Origin of the sequence: Paraburkholderia sediminicola (assembly GCF_046026855.1) — a bacterium.
Lineage (GTDB): Bacteria > Pseudomonadota > Gammaproteobacteria > Burkholderiales > Burkholderiaceae > Paraburkholderia > Paraburkholderia sediminicola_A.
In genome coordinates, this window is record NZ_JAQQET010000026.1 from 1 (window position 1) to 20,479 (window position 20,479).

A 20,479-nucleotide genomic window follows, 5' to 3' on the forward strand; every position below is an offset into this window, starting at 1 on the left:
GGGTTCGTCGGATTCACTGGTTTGTATTTGGTTCATGACTGGTATACCAGCATGACAAAAAACATACCGCAAGAGTTTTCCACTCTCAGGCGACCCGGGTGGATCATGGCCGTGCCTAGGAAGGGAAAGAGATCCTTGCCATGCGGGCACTTGTATAGTGCAGCGACCAGGATCCCGGCAAAGCATCGGAACAAAAGTACGACCCGCCGCGATTCCGGCAGTAACTAGTGGAGTTGCAATACATTTTGCCCCTCTATCCGAAGCGGAACCGTTCACGTCGTATGAGTCAATGTTTCCTCTGTGACAACATCGTTGAGCTCTTGCGGAATGTGGTGCTGATCGATGAACTCTCTCGCATTCCGCCATTTGACCCAGGACCGACGGAGCGACCTCTGCGCGAGCTTCTTAAAGACGCTTGCGTGAGGGGGCCCTTTTCAGCCGTTGTAAACTCATTGGCCAACCCTCGCCCATCGGCCATCAAATCACCGACGATCGCAACCGGTTTGATCTTCAGACTTTGCGCTGCGCGTCGCGCCAGTGCGGGACTTTGTTGCGCGTCGATGGCAACCATCTCCAGTACGCTGTCGTGAATCCTCCTTCTGCGTACAAGCCGGATTGGGCGCAGGTGAGAGATCTCTACGATGGCACGCAATGACTTGAGGGCGCTATGTATGATACTGGCGCCCCGCGCCATACCTATCCGTGAACTGCCGCGCTCCCGACGGCGTAGCGTCGTGTAATCGCGCTGACAACGAACATCGCGATCACGTTGAGTAGCAGCGCCGCAATCCCCATGTTGACGTCAGCAAGCCAGGTGGTTCCAGGCACGAGCTTCGAAAGGTTAAAGCCCGTCAAGACTGAGTACGCGACCGTGCCAGCGCCTAGTAAGATGCCGACGAAGGCACCCCATTTGTTGACAGGGTTTTCGCGGCGGAAACTCATAAAGAGCGATGGGACGATCTGCACGACGAGCGTATAGCCCATCACCAGAAGCGCGAAGATGCTCTCTACGTTATGGACCGCGAGGAACACGGCGATAAGGGCGAATGCAACTGTCGCAATCTTCGCCACTTTTGCCTGTTCCCGACTCGAACTGCCTGGCCGGGCAAGGCCGTAGACATTCCGGCTGAAGACGCTCGACGCCGAGATCAGCATGATTGAGCTCGGGACCAGCGCCGTGAGCAGACCCGCAGCGCCGATTACTCCAATAAACCACGGCGAGAATGTCTTCAGGGACAGCTGGAGCAGCGCAAGGTCAGCGTGGCTACCCTTAAGCCCCGGAATCTGAAGAACGGCGGCTACCCCAACGAGCATTGGGAACAGTTGCATAAGCGTGTACAGAGGCATGACCACCGCGTTTCGCTTCAGATGGTTCGCAGATCTCGCCGTGTATGCCGAGCTGAACGTGTGCGGCCACATGAAGACAGCCAGGCTGCTCACGAAAACAGTAGAGAGATACCAGGTCAGGCTTTTTCCCGTGGTGGACAGTGCGAAGAAGCCGGGCCTGGCGATTGAAAGCTCCTTGAACATTGGCGCCAGACCGCCGTAATAATGAAACGGCAGGTATAGTCCAAGGAACACGCAGACAACAAGGATCATCACGTCCTTGATGATGGCTGTAGTCGCCGACCCGTGCATTCCCGATGCGACCACATACGCCGCCATTGCAATCGCACCGACGAGAATCGCCCATTCAGGCGCGATTCGTCCGTAAGAACACATCTGAACCAGGATACCGAGTCCTTTCAATTGCAGGACGAGGTATGGAAACAGAGCCAGTAGCGACATCACCGCGACCAACAGCGCGAGAGTGGGGCTGTTATATTTCGCAGCGAAGAAGTCCGGCTGGGTGATAAGCCCTTTCTTGCTTGCAAATTTCCACACTGCCGGCAGAAGCCAGTAGGAAAGCATGAAAGCCTGTGTCAGGAAGATAACGATCGAAAAGGCAGCGCCACCCGAGTTGTACGCGAGACCGCTTGCGCCAAGCAGCGCGGAAGTCGTGAAGACCTCACCCGCCATCAACACGAAAACCAGAAAAGGCGAGAATCCGCGTCCACCGATACTCCACTGCTCGAGATTCATGCTGACGCCTCGACGCGAGAGGATTGCCGACCCAAATGCGACGGCAAGGGCTGCCAGAATGATAATGAGCGGCACGTTCATTTTTCGACCTCCATCGACGGATGCGCGGCCCGGCTATCGACGACATGGATGACGTACAGTATCGCGGAGGTGAAGAGCACCCCAGCGATAACCCAGAGAAGCATGGCGGGTATACCGCCAACGAAAACTTCGACCTTCGTCGAAAACACTGCGCCAAGCACATTCAGCAAAATTGGAAGCAGTCCAAGCAGGTAGATTTTTTTCATGCCGCAGCTTTCCTGTGTCTCAAGATTGTTTTGTCGCGGCTCACGTTCAATCACACACACGTGGCCGTTGTGTGTTCTGTCATTCGATCGCGCGATAATTGCGCAAAACCTACGGCCGCAGACGGGTGGACGGCAGAATGTGCTTCCATCGGTAATCACCTGGATCGACCGCTTTGGGTCCAGGCGATTTCGCTATAAGGATGTCGGTCTCGACGTCACGCACAAGCCTGCTGAAATCTGCCCGAAAGTGATTTGCACTCTTGATCACAATCACTTTGAGTTCTTCGGGTACGAGCCCCATCATTCGGATCTGCGCGCGGTCGAGAACCTGCATCTTCCCGCTTGCAACGATGACGTAGACGCCATCGGTCTCGAGCAGCGCGCACTGGCCCAGTTGCGTGATGAAGCCGGTCATCATTGGGCCTTCCAGCGCTATCCGCCCGTCGCTAAGCGATACCACGCTGAACCGCGCCCTGACGGGCGGCTCACTTGGCTCTCCCGTAAAGGTTCGCACCGAGGCACCAACGTCCAGTTCAATCGTTGCGCCCACGCCGGCCCTGGCAGCAGCCTCTGCGGCTTTCGGATCGTAGATCATGCCGACCGCTACTTTTTTGGGATATCGCTCACCCGCTTTGTTGCGCAACAGCGCGTGCAGCATTCCCGTTGTGTTGCCGTCCGCACCACCGCTCGGATTGTCTTGAGTGTCCGCGACCACAACCGGCCGGCCAGATGTTTCTGCCAGCGTCAATGCCCGATCGACGGCATCATCGGGCAGATAGACGTGCTGTAGTCGCCATTGGTCGGGTTCAGAGACCGCCCGGTACAGCTCATCGAGTGCGAATTCCGCGCGATCGCCGTACGACATCACCATCGGCGCGCACTCGGGGAAATCGGCGGCTGCAAATCCCATGAGAAAGCTGGAAACCGTTCCGTACTTCCGGTCCAGTTCGACCAACAACTCGAAATGAGCTTTTGCCGGCGACATCAGCGTGCTCTGCGAGTTGGTGGAGATCAGGAATGGGAGACGTCGGTAAGCCATTTTCTCGCGAATGCCTTTCGCCCTGCGCCGTTCGAGCAGTTCCGCCGCCAAAGCGCCTGTCTTCGCCATATCCACATGGGGGTATGTGCGAAACCCGACCATCGCGTCGGCCTGCGTCAGCATCTCCGCGGTCACGTTCGCGTGAAGATCCAGACTGGCGACGATCGGTATGTCATAGCCGATTTCTCGCCGCAGCCGGACTAGGACCTCTCCTTCGACGTCGTTGATGTGCTCTGCGACACCGGCACCGTGGAAATCCATGTAGATCGCGTCGAATTCGCTTCGTTGTGCCCGCTCCACTATCGCGGCACTGATGCGCTCGAACGCATCCTCAGTGATGTGAGCAGACGGCGTCGCACCACACCAAAGGCTGGGCACCAGTTCCCAACCTTTCTGGCGCGCGGCGTCAATAAAACCTCCCACCGGGAGGTTGACGCCCTCCATGCTGTCCAGCATGGCCTGCCCCTCTATAAACGCGGGAAAACTGTCTCCTCTGTTAAACGCCGCCCAATCTGCTTTGCTGACCGCAAACGTATTGGTTTCATGCTCAAACCCGCAAACTAGAACGCGCATCATTTCCTTACCACCCCTCGTAATTCCGCGACGACAATCACGGTTGCCGAACCGATTCGAAACAGCCACTCCGGCCTTGTGAACTGCCCGCTATGCCGCTGCACGCCGGCAAAAGAAGCCTTTCCTTTGTCGCGGTCGCAAATTTCCGGCCACCTAGTGATTTATGCGAGTTCACTGTATCACTACAAATTTTTCGACCATGTTGATATTATCGCTAGAATGTAGTGTACTAGGACAGTTAGGCAAGTTGCCGCATACCAATCGGAGCGCAGTGAATGGCTGAGGGAAATCGGAAGGCGGGGCGGAAAGCTCTCGACCTCGGCGCTGACGAAGCCGATATGGCTGAAGGCTGGCGCCACGGCTTGGCCGAAGGACTCACGAAGTACGAGTCGATGGTCGAGGCCATTGCGCATGGGATCCAAACAGGTGAGCTGAAACCGGGCGCACGGTTGCCCCCGCAACGCGTCCTGGCCCGACAGTTCGGCGTGACGGTCGCTACGGTTACGAAGGCGATCGAACACGCGTCGCGTCGCGGTCTGATCGTGACGAAGACGGGCAGCGGAACATTCGTGTGCAACAAGTCAGATGCGGATGCCCCCGAACATGAAGACTTCGTAGACCTGTCGTTGAACACGTCGCCGACGATCATCGCCGCCTCAGTGCTGCAGCATAGCCTTCGCGCCCTCGCAACTTCGGGAGAGCCCCAGAAACTCTTCGGTCACTCGCCCATACAGGGAGCGCCACGGAACCGGCGGGCTGGAGCTGCATGGTTCGCGTTACGTGGACTCGCGATCCCGCCAGACCAAGTGTTGATTACCCAGGGCGCACACGAGGGCCTACTCTGCACACTGCTGGCTCTCGCATCCCCAGGGGACTCCATCCTTTGTGAACGACTCAATTACGTTGGCCTTAAGCGCATTGCGAAGCTGTTGCAACTCCGCTTGATTCCAGTTGAAGTGGACCATGAAGGTCTGGATAGCACGGCACTCGCGCGCTTTCGCCGCGACAAATCCGTCAAGGCCGTTGTCTGCACCCCCGTTACGCACAACCCCACAACGGCTAACCTCAGCCGCGCTAGGCGCGTGGCGCTGCTGCGCTTCGCGCGGGAAGCTGCAATTCCAGTCATTGAAGATGACGTTTACGGAATGCTCGCTGGCGCGGACGCTCCGCCGCTGGCAACCGAATGGCCCGAGGGTGTTGTAATCATCAGCAGTCTGTCTAAGTCCGTTTCCCCCGGGATCAGGGTGGGCTACATCGCCGCGCCCGCGCCGCTTGTTTCGCGCATAAGGGATGCCATGTTCATGCTCGGCTGGACGGAGCCTTCGACACAAGCTGCCATTGCCAGTCAACTGATTCATTCCGGCGACGCTTTCCAGAGCACACTCCTCCACAGGACGGAAGCCATTAGGCGAGTTGAGATTGCGGCGCGCGCGCTAGGGCCATGTATGGTGACGTCCGCCAGCACCATCTCATATCACGTCTGGGTAAGCACGGGCTCAATGCCACCTGACACTGCAGCCTCTGAACTGGCCAGAATGGGGGTTCTGGTGTCCACATCTACACAATTTCTGGTAGGCGATGGTCCGCCCGACCATGCCCTGAGAATCAGTCTCGGCGCGGTCCCGTCCATTAATGAACTCACACCGGCACTCGACGCCGTTGCGCGCGTTCTGTCAACTCGAAAGCCGCAGCATTCTGCCTGACTTGCGTTAGCGATCGCCGAAGCGTAAGACTCATCCGTTTCACCTGTACCAGTACACATCTTGATCGTGCCCTGTGGTTTTCCCGGATACGCGGGGTCCCACTGCCGATCATTTTCCACGCTGAATTGCCCCAAAATCAGCGTAAACACAGGCCTCTCAAGCTAGTCGCCACATAAAAGGCCGTATGGCCACACTGAAGCGACGGCACTAATTACTCCCCTTGCAATCAATTTTGAACTAGTCCACTATTCGATCGAATTCGATATGTACTGGTCTGGTTCGCACCTTACCGGACGCCCGGGCGTCGAGCCCCACTAACTTGGAGCAAGTCATGAAGCTGAGATTCAAGCATTGGGGCATGGCCCTCACATTTGCCGGGGCGGCGTCATGCCTAGGGACATCGGCCCGCGGTGAAGAATTGACGGGCACGCTTCAAAAAATCAAGGAATCGGGAACAGTCACACTTGGTGTTCGTGAATCTTCCGTGCCCTTCTCCTATCTTGACGACAAGCAGGCGTACCGAGGCTACTCCATCGACGCATGCATGAAGATCGTCGACGCGATCAAGTCCAAGGTCGGTCTGCCAAAGCTGTCCGTGAAGTATCAGGCGATCACATCGGCAACCCGAATCCCGTTGATGCTGAATCAGACGATTGACCTTACATGCGGCTCGGACGCGAACACGCTCGATCGTCAACGGCAGGTGGCTTTTTCCTACACCACCTATGTCGGAAACGAAGTGGCCGCCTCGCTGAAAAGCTCCAACATCAGAACACTTGATGATTTACGCGGAAAAACCGTCGTCACTTCTTCGGGCACAACGGACATCGCACACATCAACGAACTGAACCAGCAAGACCATCTTGGGATGAAGTTGACAGTCGCGGCCGATCACTCAGCTTCGTTCATGACGATGAGCAGCGGTCGTGCCAGCGTGTTCATCATCACAGACATTATTGCTGGGTCTCAGATCGCCAACGCAAAGAATCCCGACGAATTTTTGATGTGGAACATCGAAAAGATGCCCGTGGAACCCTGGGCGCTAATGATGCGGCGCGATGACCCGCAATTCACCGCCCTGGTCAACGGCGTGCTGGCGGGAATGTTCAAGTCCGGGGAAATGAATGCGCTCTATCGGAAATGGTTTGAGTCGCCCTTGCCGTCCCTCGGTATCAATCTGCGCATCCCGATGAGCGACAAGCTCCGCCGGGCCATGGCGGTCCCCACCGATTCGGGCGATCCGAAGGACTACAAATAAGCCCGCGCCGGGAGAGGTTTGCACATGAACTATCACTGGGACTGGCGGATTTTCAGCCAGCCATCGCCTGATGGAAGTGGCACGTACCTGGAAACCATTGCCAATGGGCTCTGCTGGACGCTGGCCACAGCTGGCGGTGCGTGGGCTGTCGCGCTCATCTTCGGCTCGCTTGTCGGCGCGCTCTGTACCTTGAAGGGCCGCTGGGTGTCGCGGCTAGCGCATGCGTACATCGAGATGTTTCGCAACATACCGCTGCTCGTTCAGATGTTTCTTTTCTACTTCGTGCTGCCAGAACTTCTTCCGCGCGCTGCCGGAGCGTGGCTGAAGGCGTATGAATACTCGTCGTACCTGACGGCAGTCGTCTCCCTCGGGTTCTACACGTCGGCGCGCGTAGCAGTTCAGGTCGCGGCAGGAATCAGAAGTCTTTCACGTGGCCAGGAGATGGCAGCGCTCGCAACTGGGATGACGTTATGGCAGTCCTACCGGTACGTGCTGTTGCCTCAGGCCGTCCGCGTAGTTATCTTGCCGCTCACAGGCGAGTTCGTTGGCGTGATGAAGAACAGCGCCGTTGCGCTGACCATCGGCCTCATGGAGTTGACGGCTCGCACGCGTGCTGTGACCGAACTCTCTTTTCAGACGTTTGAGCCATTCATCGTGGCAACGGCGCTGTACGCGTTGATCAACCTCACGGTTATTTACGTGATGCGGAGGGTCGACACCAGATTCTCCGCTCCCCGCGGGTAGAGGTGATTTTATGTTTGAGAGTTTTGACACAGGGGTAATCTCGCGCTCGCTGAACTATCTGTTCATCGACGGCATGACTTTCACGGTCAAGCTCACGTTCATGGCCATGATCGGCGGGCTTGTCATTGGCACCGGGCTCGCATTGATGCGATTGTCCGGCAATCCGGTTACGAGAAACATCGCAGCGGCCTACGTAAACCTTGTTCGCGCGGTGCCTCTCGTTCTGGTGATCTTCTGGTTCTATTTCCTTGTGCCATATATCGGCGCATGGCTCACGGGGTCTCCGAACCCGATCCGGGTGGGAGCGTTCGCGTCATCACTTACGACCTTCGTAATGTTCGAGGCGGCCTACTATTGCGAGATCATGCGCGCGGGAATTCTATCTGTACCGCGAGGCCAGTTCTACGCTGCCAGGGCGCTCGGAATGCGCGAGAGCCAGATGATGGGCCTGATTGTGATTCCCCAAGCCGTTCGAAACATGTTACCGGTCCTGCTCACCCAGACCATCATCCTGTTCCAGGATGTATCGCTCGTGTACGTGATCTCAATTACCGATTTCGTGGGTGCGGCGTCCAACGTGGCCCAGCGCGATGGGCGCCCTATCGAGATGTACGTCTTCGTCGCAGCGGTATATTTCATTATCAGCTTTGGTCTTTCACGCCTGGTGGGCCGGCTCCAGCGCCGCATCCAGATTGTCCGTTAATGACCGCGCACTGCCTGGATTGATTACCATGATCGAAATCAAAAACGTCTCCAAACACTATGGCGCCTTCAAAGTTCTGCATGACTGCTCCGCGACCGTCGATCGCGGCGACGTCGTCGTGGTGTGCGGACCTTCGGGCTCAGGGAAATCCACCCTCATCAAAACTGTCAATGGCCTGGAGCCAGTTCAGGCCGGCGAGATCCGTGTTGACGGCACGCTTGTCAGCGGCAAGCGTACGTCACTCCCCGCGCTGCGCGCGCGCATCGGCATGGTCTTCCAAGGGTTTGAACTGTTTCCACACCTATCAGTTCGCGACAACCTGACTCTTGCGCAGGTGAAGGTTTTGCGCCGCTCACCAGATGAAGCTATCGCCAAGGGCCTGCAGTATCTCGAAAGAGTGGGACTGCTCGCGCAACAACATAAGTTCCCGGCGCAACTTTCAGGTGGTCAACAGCAACGCGTCGCAATCGCACGTGCCCTTGCGATGGATCCGATCGTGATGTTGTTCGACGAGCCTACGTCCGCACTCGACCCCGAAATGGTCAACGAAGTACTGGATGTGATGAGCAGCCTTGCAAACGACGGAATGACGATGATGGTGGTCACGCACGAAATGGGTTTTGCACGACGCGTAGCCAACCGCGTGCTGTTTATGGACCAAGGCCGCATCGTCGAGGATCGCAGCAAGGAGGAGTTCTTTGGGGCTCCCGTGTCGGACCGTGCCAAAGATTTTCTTGGCAAAATTTTGCACTGAACTGTGCTACTGCCGCGTGTATACTAGTTCGCATGAGCGCCCTGCTATGCAGGCGCACCCGCCAACCTCGTGCACATGCGACTGTATGAACAACAAGTGGATTCCCGAGACGCGGGACCCGAACACACCGAAATATCAAGCGCTGGTTTCGTCCATCGAGGTCGCGATCACGACCGGGGGGTTGCGTCCGGGCGAAAAACTGCCATCGAATCGCGAGATCAGCGAGCAGTTTGGTGTCACCGTTGCCACAGTCTCACGTGCCATGGGAGAGGCGGTCCGCCGCGGGCTTGTTGAGACACGTGTTGGCAGTGGAACCTTCGTGTGCGATGCCGCCGACCCCGCGCCACAGTTCGACAACGTAGTAGCGGACCTTTCGCTTAATACGTTACCTACCGGCGTGGTGAACAGCATCCTGGCGAAAGCCATGAACAGGCTTCCGGCAAACGCATTGCAGGAAAGCCTGTTCTCTTACCACTCCTATGTCCCATCCCAGAACCATCGTCAACTTGCAGCCGGATGGCTAATGACGCCGTCGGGGACGGCATCGTCAAGTCGCCTCCTCTGCACTGCCGGCGTTCATCAAGGCCTGTTGGCGGCCTTCAAGACCCTCTTGCGGCCGGGTGACAGCGCCGTTTGCGAGGCGCTTACCTATACGGGAATCAAGCGGATTGCTGAGTATTCCAACGTCGATCTGACAGCTGCTCAATGCGATGAGGGCGGAGTTATACCCGAATCAGTCGACGAGGTGCTAAAACGCACGAAGGCGAAGGTGATTGTGCTCACTCCAACGATGCACAATCCAACGACGGCGACCCTCTCTCTATCTCGGCGCGAGGCGCTGGTGAAGGTCATCCGGTCAAACGAGGCGGTCCTCATCGAAGACGGTGTGAACGTTCCGCTCGCAAACGACGGGTTGCCCACGCTGACTTCGTTGATGCCAGACCGCTCCGTCTATCTGACAGGGCTCTCCAAGTGCGTGGCTTCGGGCTTCAGACTCGGTTATGCGCTTGTTCCGGAAATCTACTTTCACCCGTTCCACGAAGCACTCGTCAGCACACAGTGGATCGGACCTGGAGTGTATAGCGCGCTTGCCGAATCCATCCTTGGCGACGGCTCACTGACTGAGTGCATCGAGCTGCATCGGAAAGAGGCGCGGGAACGTGTAAGCCTTGCACGACGATTCATTTCCGGTGTCCGCGAGACAGAATCAACCGCTTATCACGTCTGGGTGCCGGTAGCGACCGTGGCGCAGGTGAACGACTTTTGCACGCGAGCCCAGCAGGCTGGCGTTCGCGTTTCTCCTGGTCCGCATTTCGCGGTCGCAGCTGATACTACGCAGGTCGGCTACCGGATCAGTCTGGGAACAGTCGGCGCGAGAGACGACATCGAACGAGCGCTTCGAGTGCTCGCTCGCGTAAACGACGTGCCCAATACCTCATTCGCCACGCTTATCTGAACGAATGGATTCGTCATTCGCAGAAATTCGCGAGGCTCACAACTTGTGCTGAGCTGGAAGCAGTGACATGCTCCCAGCTCAGTAGTTTGAAGCGAATGCCGGTTACCTAGGCGCTGTCGTCTCGCGCACTGCAATCGGCGCTCACAGCAGACTCGCAGTTGGAGGACTCGGATTTCCCTGTCTAGAAAACGGGTTGAAAGACGGGTCCCGGCAGCCAGCCGCCGCTCTGAAATTCGCACCGCGGACCCTGCGCCGAGGCGACATTTTGCTTTCCCACAGTCAGCTTTTTCATGCCGCCTGGCAAAACCTCTCCGTCAGCGTCAAGACGTCATTAACCTTCGCCTTTCGCGGTGCGGGCAATTCGCCACCGCAGGATCGCGCCCATATCGGCTCGGTTTTATAGAGCTGGGAACAGACGGCAGCGGCGCTCGCGAGTTCTGCCTTCCCCGACGGTAACGACGGCTGCGCTTCAACCGGCCGCACCACAACTATCCCCCTGCTCAACGGAAGCCGAAGCGACGCACTCCAAGCAAAGCTTGTAACGGCTGCATTTCCTATCTGCTCGCGCGTCCACTTCTTATCTCCTGAGAACCGCAAAGTTTGTCCTCTTTGTGCGGGCGATATGTACTTGCCTGGACCAGTCGTCATAGCCATCGCAGCCGCATATCAGCGAACGACGTTCGTTCATAGCCCACGCCTGCCGGAACGCAGATTGTGCGATTGAACTAGTACGATTAGAACACTTCTCGATTTTAAATCAAGTATTCTAGTACACACTAATCAATGTGGTGACCAATCAGGAGCGTAGTCATGTCAGTGCAAGCAAGTTCGTCCGCCCTCGTCAATGGCGAAATTTATGTGCCAGGCCTTTCCGCCGAGCACGTTTCGAAGCAGTACGGCGTTCCCCTCGAAGACGTCGCGAAACTGGCTAGCGCGGAGAATCCGCATGGCGCCTCGCCCGCGGCCGAAGCCGCCGTGAAAGATGCCTGGGGCCGCCTTTCGATCTACCCCGATTGGACCGCTAAGGCGCTGCGAGAAGCGATCGCCGAGAAGTATGGGTTTGCACCGGAATGCGTGGTTTGTGGCTCCGGCGAGACCGAGGTGATTTCGATGGTAATCCGCGCGTTCGCTGGAGTGGATCAGCCCGTGTTGATGCACAACCCGTGCTTCCCGCTGTACCGCATCTATTCGAACTGTGAAGGTCGACGCCCGGTCTTCACCCCGATGGGCGAAGACTTCGAGCCCTTGGTTGACGAGTACATCGCCAACATGAAGAAGTCGAAACCGCGCATCGCGTTCATGACGAACCCGCACAATCCCAGCGGGCGCCTCCTGAGCGAAGCAGAAGTTCGCCGTATCTGTGATGCCGCAGACAAGGACACGTTGCTGGTGCTCGACGAAGCGTACGTCCACTACAGTTCGGCAACCTTTGGCATGTCGCTGCTGCACGAATACGACAATTTGATCGTGCTGCGCACGTTCTCGAAAGCGTTTGGGCTGGCGGGCCTGCGCATCGGCTTCGGTATCGCGAAGAACCCAAATCTGATCACGCCTCTGCGCAACATCAAGCCAACGTGGAACATGGGGCAACTGCAGATCGCCGGCGGCATCGCCGGAATTAACGATGATGCGCACGTCGCACGTGCCGTCAAAACTGTCGGCGAGATGCGGCCGTATGTGATGAACGGCCTAAACAAGATCGAAGGATATCGCTCGGTTCCGGGTTCTGAAGCAAATTTCTTCCTGGCCGAAATTCTGAACAAGGACCAGGATTCGACGTTCGTGTTCAACGAACTGCTGAAACGCGGCGTGATCGTTAAGGACGGCACTGACATCCCCGGGCTCGGCGCGCGATACCTGCGCGTTGACGTGAACCTGCAACGCCACATGGACCGTTTCCTTTGGGCCATGGGCGACATCGGCACACAGGGAAAATCAAGGTAATTCGCTTCAGCCGTCTGGGCGGGCCGGTTCGGTGCGACCTGCCCGCTCAGGTTTTTCGATAGGCGAGATCAGAAGCCCGGCACAGGTAGGAAATCATTCGGGCCACGGGGATTCGCGACCTCGCTGGTTACGGCGCAAGAGCTCTCTCTGTCCATTACATACGAAGAGCATCATACGAGTTCTCACAGCGCTTGATTCGCTACTACTTTGTGTAACGCAAGATTGCTATAAATCGATCGACGCCCTTCGGGGAATATCCGACACCGTGCAGATTCTATTTTTCAAAGCGGTCATCACACCGCTGCTGCTGGTAGCCGCGTCGCTCGTCGTTCGTCGTTGGGGTGAAACTGTCGGCGGGCTGCTGTTGGGATTACCACTTACATCCGGGCCAATTTCGATTTTCCTGACACTGGACCATGGTGCCGCCTTTGCCACACAAGCGACAGCAGGCTCCCTTGCCGCGACCGTTGCGCAAGTCGTTTTTTCGGTTGCTTATTGTAGGCTCGCCTACAAGGGGTGGGGCATTTCTCTGGTGAGTGCCTGCGCCGCATTCATCGGGGTCGCGGCCATTTTGCAGTATTGCCGAATGAGTAACGGTTTGCTGTTTTTCCTGGTGATTGTGGGCGTGATGGTCGCGCTCAAGATCATTCCATCCAAGGCAGGCCGCACCAATTCACTTCCGCTGCCGTGGTGGGACTTGCCACTACGCGCCGTGATCATCGCCAGTCTTGTGGTTTGTGTGACGCTGTACGCGGGACAGTTGGGTCCAGCCATGAGTGGCGTGCTTGCTTCAATCCCATTTATGGCGATTATCATCACCGTTTTCGCACACAGGATGTCCGGCGATGTGGCGGTAACACAGTTGCTAAAGTCAATGGTTAAGGGGCTGTTGGGTTTCGGTACCTTTTTCTATGTGCTCAGCGCTACGTTGACGCGGTGGGAGCCGGTGTTGAGCTATGGCACTGCGATCGCCTGCCTCATCGTTACGCAGGCGCTTACCCTCTTCTTGCAGCATTCTTCCGCTGATTAGCAAGCAAATCTGCGGAGAACTGGTCGCTAATCCGGTCTGTCCCTTCTCCCCGATCACAACATCGAGAACGCCCTGCTTCTCCGGCATCATCCATAAATTTTGTATCATCTAGGACAACAGATTTATATTCATCGACATAACAATCTCAAAACTCCACGAGACTAGGGGCGCCTCTCGATCCACATGTAACCAGGATGTTCGTCGAGGTCGACCACCGTCGGATCTACCTCGAGGTAGTATCCACTGATCAAGCAGGGAATATTGGCGGAAAGTCAAACCAGAGTGATCAGAGATTCGCTTCGGTCTACAGTGGGTAGCGAACTCTTCGCCCGCCCCATTGTCAGAAAAAGCGACGCAAAGTTTGCGCAAATATTCGGATCAAAGCATTCACCTTAGCACCCACCTCGGGCCACTACCGCACCTTGCGCGGTATCCTTGGACGCTCTAACCCTGTTGGCGCACTTTTAGTTTTCTTTGCGGACACAATGGTAAGCCTGTGCGGGGCGCCGGTGAGTTTGACGGTGGCAACCTTGTTCTCAATTGCCTCTGAGATGTGCCGGCGTAGCATACTTGCTGCCTAGATTGTATCGCCCTGTTCAATGGCATCGAGGATCTTGAGGTGATCGTGCGTCATATGGACTTGTCGCGGCTGCGCTTGCTTCTCTTGACGGTACTCTGCTATTCGGCGCATCTGATACAAGTTTCTCAGTATCTCCAGAGCAAGCCGGTTGTGCGACCACGGCATGATGGTCTCATGGAATCGTGCACTTGACTCAAGCCGATCGGATGGGGAGAGCACACTGTGGCTGTGCTTCAAAACCGCCTCCTGCTCCTCTTACAGAGACATTCGACTGCGGTGAACACATTGAGAATGACCAGTTCCATCTCAGAAGGTTTTCGGGAACCCAATTCCTTGAAGGCGCGAAGCACTTATGTCTCGCAAGAGACGACACTGTGATCATCCAGTTCCGCAGAAAAAATGCGCGCAACCTTGAAGTTATTGCGAGCCTCGTCGAATGTGATGGAATGGCAGCTAGACGATTTGCATGCGCACTCGAGCGCCCGAGCCTGACGCATGTTCGTCGCTGCATCACTCGACCAGCGTAGCTGGGTCCGGTCCACTATGGTTGACGCGTTCACAGATGGTGCCTAAGGTCTGCGATCACTGATAACGTCAGCGGCGCCTTGCATCGCGCCGCAGATTCTCGACCGGTTCGACATCGGCATGGAGCTTCACGCCGTGCGCGTCGGCACTCTGCGTATACACATTTCGCCTACTCCATCGCCCCATTTTGATGGTGACGGCGGCGCTTCGAGCGGCTATTAAATCGCGTGCGCGGCAACCTATGGCATGGCCAAGACGACGTGGCAATCGCGATGCTGCGCACGCTCTTCCCTTCGCGTAACCTCGAAATCGGATCTATGGCGAAGTTCCACGATCTTTCCGCAGGAACGGCGTCTAGCGCAGACGCTAGATTGTTGACCTTCCTCGTCAACAATCGTTGCGACATATCGAAAATCAACGGGCCTTCACGACCGGTCATCGGGTATCGTCTGCTGCGGCTGAATCGGTCATGAATCATTTGATAAATCGACAATTCCCTGAACCTCAACAAATTCATTGATCAATTAGGAATACTATTTATCTTCCGAAAACGCAGGTAGAGCTAATTGACGAGTGACTAGGGACGTGCGTCGCCAAGCAACGCTCCCAGTTTAGATCGCCTGAGTTCGCTCGATAGTGAACGTCTATCCCCGTTTCTCATCCAAGCCCAGAATTAACGAGCATCAGCGGTTGACGTTGAATTACGGCTCATCTGAGGGCGCAGGATTTGGATGACCCGGCATCGCTGCGCGATCCCGGGTCATCGTCAATTCGCCAAGCGTCGCGTTTCCGCGTCGGCGTAGCCTGACGGAAGCGGCGGCAGTTCGAGATTCGAGCGCAGATCGTCACCGCGGTAGTCTGTATCTATCAGACCGCGCCGACGCAACTCAGGCAACAATCCGTTCAGCAGCAGATCCTCCTGGTCCGGCTGGCCGAGCCCGTGCAGCGACACGATATCGACGATCCCCGCGCGATACCGCTCCTCGATTGCATCGGCAAGCTGCCTCGGCGTACCGGCGACAGACCAGTGGCCAGTGTCCTGCGCGCGAATGATCAGCTCGCGCAAGGTGAGGCCCTGCAATGCATAACGGCGGAAAATCGCGACGCGCCCGCGCCGCCGGTTAACGCTGTCGACCGTTGGCAGCCGCGCCTCGGGCAGTGGCCGGTCGAGCGGCAGCTCGCTCAGGTCGATACCGCCACCCAACATATCTGCGAGCTTCAACCTCCCCTGTTCGTAGTCGATCCGCTCGTGCTTGTCGCGCAGCCGCCGCGCGACATCCGCGTCGGACTCGCCAATCATCGAGTGGAACGAGTTCATCACGAACGGTAATCGGTTCGCGCGGCCAAAGCCGACCGCCTGCCGGTGCAATTCGGTGACAAACGCGCGTGCCTCGTCGAGCGTAGGCTGCGACGTGTAGACGACTTCCGCGTAACGCGCGCCGAGAGTCACACCGCTCGCCGACTGCCCAGCCTGGAACAGCACCGGCCGCTTTTGCGGCGGCGGCGGCACGTTGAGTGGCCCCTGCACCTGGAAATGCTCGCCGCGATAGTCGATCGTGCCGAGCTTGCGCGGGTCCACGGACACCGAGCCTGACGACGCGCGCCGCGAGGCTGCGGGATCGTTCGCATCGAACAATGCGTTGACGATCTCGACGAATTCCGTCGCGCGCGCATACCGGCGCTCCGGATCGGGCAGCGTGCCGTCACCGAAGTTCTGCTCGCCGACCGACGACGTGACCGCGTTCCACGCGGCCCGGCCGCCGCTCACGTGATCGAGCGTACCGATCAGCCGTGCGATGTTGTAAGGATGGTGATAGGTCGTCGACACGGTCGCGACGAGCCCGATATGCGATGTGGCCTGACTCAGCGCGGCAAGCGCGACGATCGGCTCCTGACTGCCGGTGCTGCCCGCCAGTCCGGCAGGGTCCGCCTGCAGCAGATCGGCCGTAAAAAGGCCCGTGATCTTTTCCACCTCCGCAGTGCGCGCGAGCGCCGCCGCGCGGCGAATGCCCTGCGAGAGGTCCGCGTCTCCGTTCGCATAGAGGACGTTGCCTGCGCCAACGAGCGTCTTCAACCGTCTACGCACGACGCTCATGCTGCGCTCCTGTCGTTGAAACGGCACTGGGCAGCAAAGGTCGATATCACGATATGGGGGCTGCCGCGTCCCGGCCGCCGCTCGTTCCGGTCATACATAAGGATTCCTTGTCGATTCACGCGAGGTTGCCAACCATACCCCAACGCCCCCTATCGGCCGGAACAAATATTTTCCGCTTTCCATATTCCTCTTGATTGTTTGACCGGCGGGTACGCTGCACAAAATAATCACGGATACGGAATCCAATCACCAACTTCGATTTATTCGTTCTATTTTCGATATCGATGCAATGACATATCAAGACCGCCTTCCCGCTCGCGACTCCGCGACCCCCGCTTTCAGATTGAGCCTGCTTGACAAGAGTCCAATCGCGTTTGGCGAAAGTACCGCCGATGCGCTCGCGCGCAGCGTCGAACTTGCCCGCGCCGCTGAAACATGGGGCTATCACCGCTACTGGTTCGCCGAGCACCACAACTCAATCAGGCTCGCCTGTCCAACGCCGGAAATCCTGATCGCGCACGTGCTCGCGCACACGCACCGGATCCGGATAGGCTCAGGCGGTGTGATGCTTCAGCATTACAGTCCGTATAAGATCGCAGAAAATTTCAATCTGCTCGCCGCCCTGGCTCCTGGCCGCGTCGATATGGGCATCGGCAAGGCGCCTGGCGGATTGCCGCTGTCGACACGTGCGCTGCAAGGAACGAGCGACTCGTCACAGCCGCGCGATTTCGCGAAACTGGTATCCGCGTTAAACCAGTATATGCGTGCGAATGATCCACCCGCAGCCGACGGCGAAGACAATGAGGCGGTGCTGCGCGCGACACCGCTGCCGCCTGAATCAGCAAGTCCATTTCTGCTGGGCGCGAGCGTCGAGAGCGCGACGCTCGCCGCGCAGCTTGGCTGGGATTTCGTCTACGCCGCGCACATCAACGCGGCACCCGCGGACATCGAGCGCGCGTTCGACCGCTACCGGTCCACGTCCGGCGGACGCGCACCGTTGCTCGCGATTTCAGTCGTCGTTGCCGAGACACGCGCCGAAGCCGCCCGGCTCGCCGACGGCTTCCGGCGCTTTCGCGTGCAGGTGGGCGAGGCTCAGGCCGTCAACGTCGGGAGTCTCGAGCAGGCCCACGCATTTGTGCGCCAGTCGGGTGGCGGCGCGCATCGAATCGAAGAACGCGAGAGCCATATCGTCCACGGCACGCGCGACGACGCGCTGCGTGAGCTCGGCGAGCTGCAACGCCGCTATGGCATCGCCGAATTCATTATCGATACGCCGGTCGCCGAAGCCGCGCCGCGCATCGCATCGATCCGCCTGCTTGCCGGCACCCACGACCACACGCAAACCGCGACGCGCGCAAACCCGGTCCGCACCCATCATTCCCTGGCTGTGACCGGAAAATGACCGACACCATTCGCATTGCTGGCGAAGACGACGTGCCGGCCCTATACGACCTGCTTCAACAAGCCTATGCGCCGCTCGCTCGCGAGGGCGTCCACTTCACGATCACCCGCTCGCCGATCGAACGGGTTCAGCGCACGGTAGCGAGCCACACCACTTTCGTGCTCGAACGCGAGTCAGCGACCGACAGTGGCAAGACGCTTGCCGCGACGCTAACGGTCCGTTTCCCGTGGACATCGGAAGACCGGCATCTGACGCCGCATCCGTCCATCCACTGGTTCGCGGTTGCGCCGGACTACAAGCGACAAGGGCTCGGCAACACGCTGCTCGAACACGTCGAGGAAATGTTCCTGAAGGCGCAAGTCAAGGCGCCGGCGGCGTACCTCGGGACGGCCGTCGAGCACCCATGGCTGAGGCCGTACTACGAGCGGCACGGATACGTGCCGTTCCATCGATCGACGAACGCCCTCGGCACGCCGATTGTCTGGTTGCGCAAGATTCTGATCCCAACGCTCTATCAGGACACGTCGGCGGTGTAAGTCACAACGGTCCTCAACAAGCCGCAACAGCCGCCCGCGTCCACGGGACCGCGTCATCCCAGGGCCGCGACGCGACACCGTCTTTTATTCCCTGCTCCTCTCCTGAAGGTATTCGATCCATGACATTTCCGTTTCCGGCGCTGCAGTCTGCCCATCGGGCATCGCGACGCGCCGCATCGGCCGCCGTCCTGCTCGTGCTCGCGCTGGTCCATCTCACGGTCGCGCACGGCACGCCCGTGTCTGGCGGCACGCTAACCTGGGGCGTCGAAACCGAACCGCGCACGCTTAATCCGCAACTGAACGGCCAGGACAAGGTCGAGTTGCTGCTGCGTAATGCGTATGAGAGCCTGCTCGCCCGGAAACCCGACGGCAGCTTCGTCCCATGGCTCGCGACCGCCTACAAGGTGTCCGCCGACGACAAGACCTATATCTTCACGTTGCGCGACGGCGTCAAGTTCACCGACGGCGCACCGTTCGATGCGCAGGCTGTCGCCCGTAACTTTCTCAATGCGCAGAACCTCGCGTACTCGGCTGGCAGCAACCTGTCGCGGTTGATCTCACACGTGAGCGGCGTGAAAACACCGGACGCGCATACCGTCGAGATCACGCTCGACGCGCCCTACGCGCCGTTTCTCACGTTCGCCGCACGCCTGCCGTTGCTGTCGCCCAACGCATTCGACCGGCCTGGCCTCAAGTCGGGCGGCCCGGATATCGCCGGTACCGGACCGTTCATCCTGCGCAAGTATGTGAAAGGTCAGGATATCGAGTTCGTCAAGAATCCTGACTACCGTTGGGCGCCATCGACGGCCGGCCACCAGGGCCCTGCGTACCTGGACGGCGTCATCTACCGGTTCCTGCCCGAATCGTCGGTGCGCACCGGCGCACTGCTGTCTGGGCAGGTCGACGTGATCGAGGGCGTGTCGGGTAACGACGCCACGCTGATCCGCAGGAATCCGGAGGTCAGCTATCAACACGCGCTAAACACCGGCACGCCGTATTCGCTGTTCCTGAACGTCACGTACGGCCCGACGCAGGACGTGACGGTGCGCCGCGCGCTGCTCGAAGGGCTCGACGTGACGGGCATCGTCCAGTCGATCTACCGCGGCGAACGCACTCGCGCGTGGGGCATCACGTCGCCGATCGATCCGCTGTATGACGGCAGCGTCGAGCGCACCTACGGTAACAATCCGAAGCTCGCGAATGCGCTGCTCGACGAAGCCGGCTGGAGCGCACGCGATTCGGGCGGCTACCGGACAAAGCAAGGCGAACGGCTGACGATTACCGTGATCCAGGCTCAGGCTACCGTGCGCGACCAGCGCGACGTGCTGTTGCAGGCATTGCAGGCGCAGGCGCGTCAGCGGCTCGGCGTCGATCTGAAGATCCAGTACGTCGACGACGGCACCTATGTCGATAGCCGCAAGAGCGGCAAGTACGGAGCAATTGCGAACTCGAACACGCCGCCCGACGGAATCGACATCGAAGGCCACTACCTGCCGCTCGATCGCGGCGGCGCGCTCAACTACAGCCGCGCGCCGGCGCCTGAGTTGAGCCGTTGGCTGCAGGCAGCGGCGCAGACGCAGAACCTCGCGGAACGCAAGAAGCTGTACGGCGAACTGCAGCGCTTCGCGATCAACCAGCAGGCGTACGCGGTACCGCTGTACGAGCCGGAAGATCAGATCGCCGCCGCAAAGGCCGTGCAGGGCATCCGTTTCCGCTCGTTCGCGCAAATGCCCGAGAACCCCTACGACATCTGGCTGAAGAAATAAAC

16 protein-coding genes are annotated in these 20,479 nt (G+C 58.4%); 11 read left to right on the forward strand and 5 right to left on the reverse strand.

All coding sequences use genetic code 11. From position 1 onward, the window contains the following. Positions 1–696 precede the first annotated feature (696 nt). From PQR40_RS25900 to PQR40_RS25910, 3 genes are all read right to left on the reverse strand, one after another. On the reverse strand, positions 697–2,163 hold the full coding sequence (locus tag PQR40_RS25900; RefSeq protein ID WP_408394456.1) for a sodium:solute symporter family protein: 1,467 nt from the start codon (positions 2,161–2,163) through the stop codon (positions 697–699). Beyond that, positions 2,160–2,369 carry a hypothetical protein gene (locus PQR40_RS25905; protein WP_408394454.1) on the reverse strand — a complete coding sequence of 70 codons (210 nt, stop codon included), beginning with the start codon at positions 2,367–2,369 and terminating at the stop codon, positions 2,160–2,162. Before PQR40_RS25905 ends, PQR40_RS25900 begins: the two co-directional genes overlap by 4 nt. Positions 2,370–2,478: 109 nt before the next feature. Next, complete coding sequence (locus tag PQR40_RS25910; protein WP_408394453.1) at positions 2,479–3,984, reverse strand: M81 family metallopeptidase; 1,506 nt, start codon at positions 3,982–3,984, stop codon at positions 2,479–2,481. A gap of 272 nt (positions 3,985–4,256) precedes the next feature. Here PQR40_RS25910 and PQR40_RS25915 point away from each other — a divergent pair, with 272 nt between their 5' ends. From PQR40_RS25915 to PQR40_RS25950, 8 genes are all read left to right on the forward strand, one after another. After that, on the forward strand, positions 4,257–5,684 hold the full coding sequence (locus PQR40_RS25915; RefSeq protein WP_408394451.1) for an aminotransferase-like domain-containing protein: 1,428 nt from the start codon (positions 4,257–4,259) through the stop codon (positions 5,682–5,684). Positions 5,685–6,015: 331 nt separating this feature from the next. Next, positions 6,016–6,942: an amino acid ABC transporter substrate-binding protein gene (locus PQR40_RS25920; protein ID WP_408394449.1), complete on the forward strand. Its 927-nt coding sequence runs from the start codon at positions 6,016–6,018 to the stop codon at positions 6,940–6,942. 24 nt (positions 6,943–6,966) lie between these two features. Continuing rightward, a complete protein-coding gene (locus tag PQR40_RS25925) occupies positions 6,967–7,686 on the forward strand; it encodes an amino acid ABC transporter permease (RefSeq protein ID WP_408394447.1) in 720 nt (239 codons plus the stop codon). Between the two features lie 10 nt (positions 7,687–7,696). Continuing rightward, on the forward strand, positions 7,697–8,389 hold the full coding sequence (locus PQR40_RS25930) for an amino acid ABC transporter permease (protein ID WP_408394445.1): 693 nt from the start codon (positions 7,697–7,699) through the stop codon (positions 8,387–8,389). A 28-nt stretch (positions 8,390–8,417) separates the two neighbouring features. Next, a complete protein-coding gene (locus tag PQR40_RS25935; RefSeq protein WP_408394443.1) occupies positions 8,418–9,143 on the forward strand; it encodes an amino acid ABC transporter ATP-binding protein in 726 nt (241 codons plus the stop codon). A gap of 85 nt (positions 9,144–9,228) precedes the next feature. Beyond that, positions 9,229–10,599, forward strand: a complete 1,371-nt coding sequence (locus PQR40_RS25940) for an aminotransferase-like domain-containing protein (protein ID WP_408394442.1) — start codon at positions 9,229–9,231, stop codon at positions 10,597–10,599. Positions 10,600–11,409: 810 nt separating this feature from the next. Then, positions 11,410–12,543: a pyridoxal phosphate-dependent aminotransferase gene (locus PQR40_RS25945; protein ID WP_408394441.1), complete on the forward strand. Its 1,134-nt coding sequence runs from the start codon at positions 11,410–11,412 to the stop codon at positions 12,541–12,543. 265 nt (positions 12,544–12,808) lie between these two features. Beyond that, positions 12,809–13,573 carry a hypothetical protein gene (locus PQR40_RS25950; protein ID WP_408394440.1) on the forward strand — a complete coding sequence of 255 codons (765 nt, stop codon included), beginning with the start codon at positions 12,809–12,811 and terminating at the stop codon, positions 13,571–13,573. A 577-nt stretch (positions 13,574–14,150) separates the two neighbouring features. Here PQR40_RS25950 and PQR40_RS25955 read toward each other — a convergent pair. Together PQR40_RS25955 and PQR40_RS25960 are read right to left on the reverse strand one after the other, a co-directional pair. After that, the gene (locus PQR40_RS25955; protein WP_408394460.1) at positions 14,151–14,372 is read right to left on the reverse strand and encodes an FCD domain-containing protein; all 222 of its coding nucleotides are present in this window, start codon (positions 14,370–14,372) and stop codon (positions 14,151–14,153) included. A 1,072-nt stretch (positions 14,373–15,444) separates the two neighbouring features. After that, positions 15,445–16,773 (reverse strand): NtaA/DmoA family FMN-dependent monooxygenase, encoded by a 1,329-nt coding sequence (locus PQR40_RS25960; protein WP_408394439.1) that lies wholly within the window; start codon positions 16,771–16,773, stop codon positions 15,445–15,447. Positions 16,774–17,062: 289 nt separating this feature from the next. Between PQR40_RS25960 and PQR40_RS25965 the strand changes: the two genes are divergently transcribed. From PQR40_RS25965 to PQR40_RS25975, 3 genes are all read left to right on the forward strand, one after another. Next, positions 17,063–18,175 carry an MsnO8 family LLM class oxidoreductase gene (locus PQR40_RS25965; protein WP_408394437.1) on the forward strand — a complete coding sequence of 371 codons (1,113 nt, stop codon included), beginning with the start codon at positions 17,063–17,065 and terminating at the stop codon, positions 18,173–18,175. Further along, the gene (locus PQR40_RS25970) at positions 18,172–18,711 is read left to right on the forward strand and encodes a GNAT family N-acetyltransferase (RefSeq protein WP_408394436.1); all 540 of its coding nucleotides are present in this window, start codon (positions 18,172–18,174) and stop codon (positions 18,709–18,711) included. The genes PQR40_RS25965 and PQR40_RS25970 overlap by 4 nt, the downstream gene beginning before the upstream one ends. A gap of 119 nt (positions 18,712–18,830) precedes the next feature. After that, positions 18,831–20,477: an ABC transporter substrate-binding protein gene (locus tag PQR40_RS25975; RefSeq protein WP_408394435.1), complete on the forward strand. Its 1,647-nt coding sequence runs from the start codon at positions 18,831–18,833 to the stop codon at positions 20,475–20,477. Positions 20,478–20,479 lie beyond the last annotated feature (2 nt).

What these genes read in the sequence shown, in the direction of transcription:
- PQR40_RS25960 (WP_408394439.1), bottom strand. Translation starts at nt 16,773, where the DNA reads ATGAGCGTCGTGCGTAGACGGTTGAAGACGCTCGTTGGCGCAGGCAAC.
- PQR40_RS25945 (WP_408394441.1), top strand. Translation starts at nt 11,410, where the DNA reads ATGTCAGTGCAAGCAAGTTCGTCCGCCCTCGTCAATGGCGAAATTTAT.
- PQR40_RS25975 (WP_408394435.1), top strand. Translation starts at nt 18,831, where the DNA reads ATGACATTTCCGTTTCCGGCGCTGCAGTCTGCCCATCGGGCATCGCGA.
- PQR40_RS25925 (WP_408394447.1), top strand. Translation starts at nt 6,967, where the DNA reads ATGAACTATCACTGGGACTGGCGGATTTTCAGCCAGCCATCGCCTGAT.
- PQR40_RS25930 (WP_408394445.1), top strand. Translation starts at nt 7,697, where the DNA reads ATGTTTGAGAGTTTTGACACAGGGGTAATCTCGCGCTCGCTGAACTAT.
- PQR40_RS25920 (WP_408394449.1), top strand. Translation starts at nt 6,016, where the DNA reads ATGAAGCTGAGATTCAAGCATTGGGGCATGGCCCTCACATTTGCCGGG.
- PQR40_RS25905 (WP_408394454.1), bottom strand. Translation starts at nt 2,369, where the DNA reads ATGAAAAAAATCTACCTGCTTGGACTGCTTCCAATTTTGCTGAATGTG.
- PQR40_RS25965 (WP_408394437.1), top strand. Translation starts at nt 17,063, where the DNA reads ATGACATATCAAGACCGCCTTCCCGCTCGCGACTCCGCGACCCCCGCT.
- PQR40_RS25970 (WP_408394436.1), top strand. Translation starts at nt 18,172, where the DNA reads ATGACCGACACCATTCGCATTGCTGGCGAAGACGACGTGCCGGCCCTA.
- PQR40_RS25900 (WP_408394456.1), bottom strand. Translation starts at nt 2,163, where the DNA reads ATGAACGTGCCGCTCATTATCATTCTGGCAGCCCTTGCCGTCGCATTT.
- PQR40_RS25940 (WP_408394442.1), top strand. Translation starts at nt 9,229, where the DNA reads ATGAACAACAAGTGGATTCCCGAGACGCGGGACCCGAACACACCGAAA.
- PQR40_RS25935 (WP_408394443.1), top strand. Translation starts at nt 8,418, where the DNA reads ATGATCGAAATCAAAAACGTCTCCAAACACTATGGCGCCTTCAAAGTT.
- PQR40_RS25910 (WP_408394453.1), bottom strand. Translation starts at nt 3,984, where the DNA reads ATGATGCGCGTTCTAGTTTGCGGGTTTGAGCATGAAACCAATACGTTT.
- PQR40_RS25915 (WP_408394451.1), top strand. Translation starts at nt 4,257, where the DNA reads ATGGCTGAGGGAAATCGGAAGGCGGGGCGGAAAGCTCTCGACCTCGGC.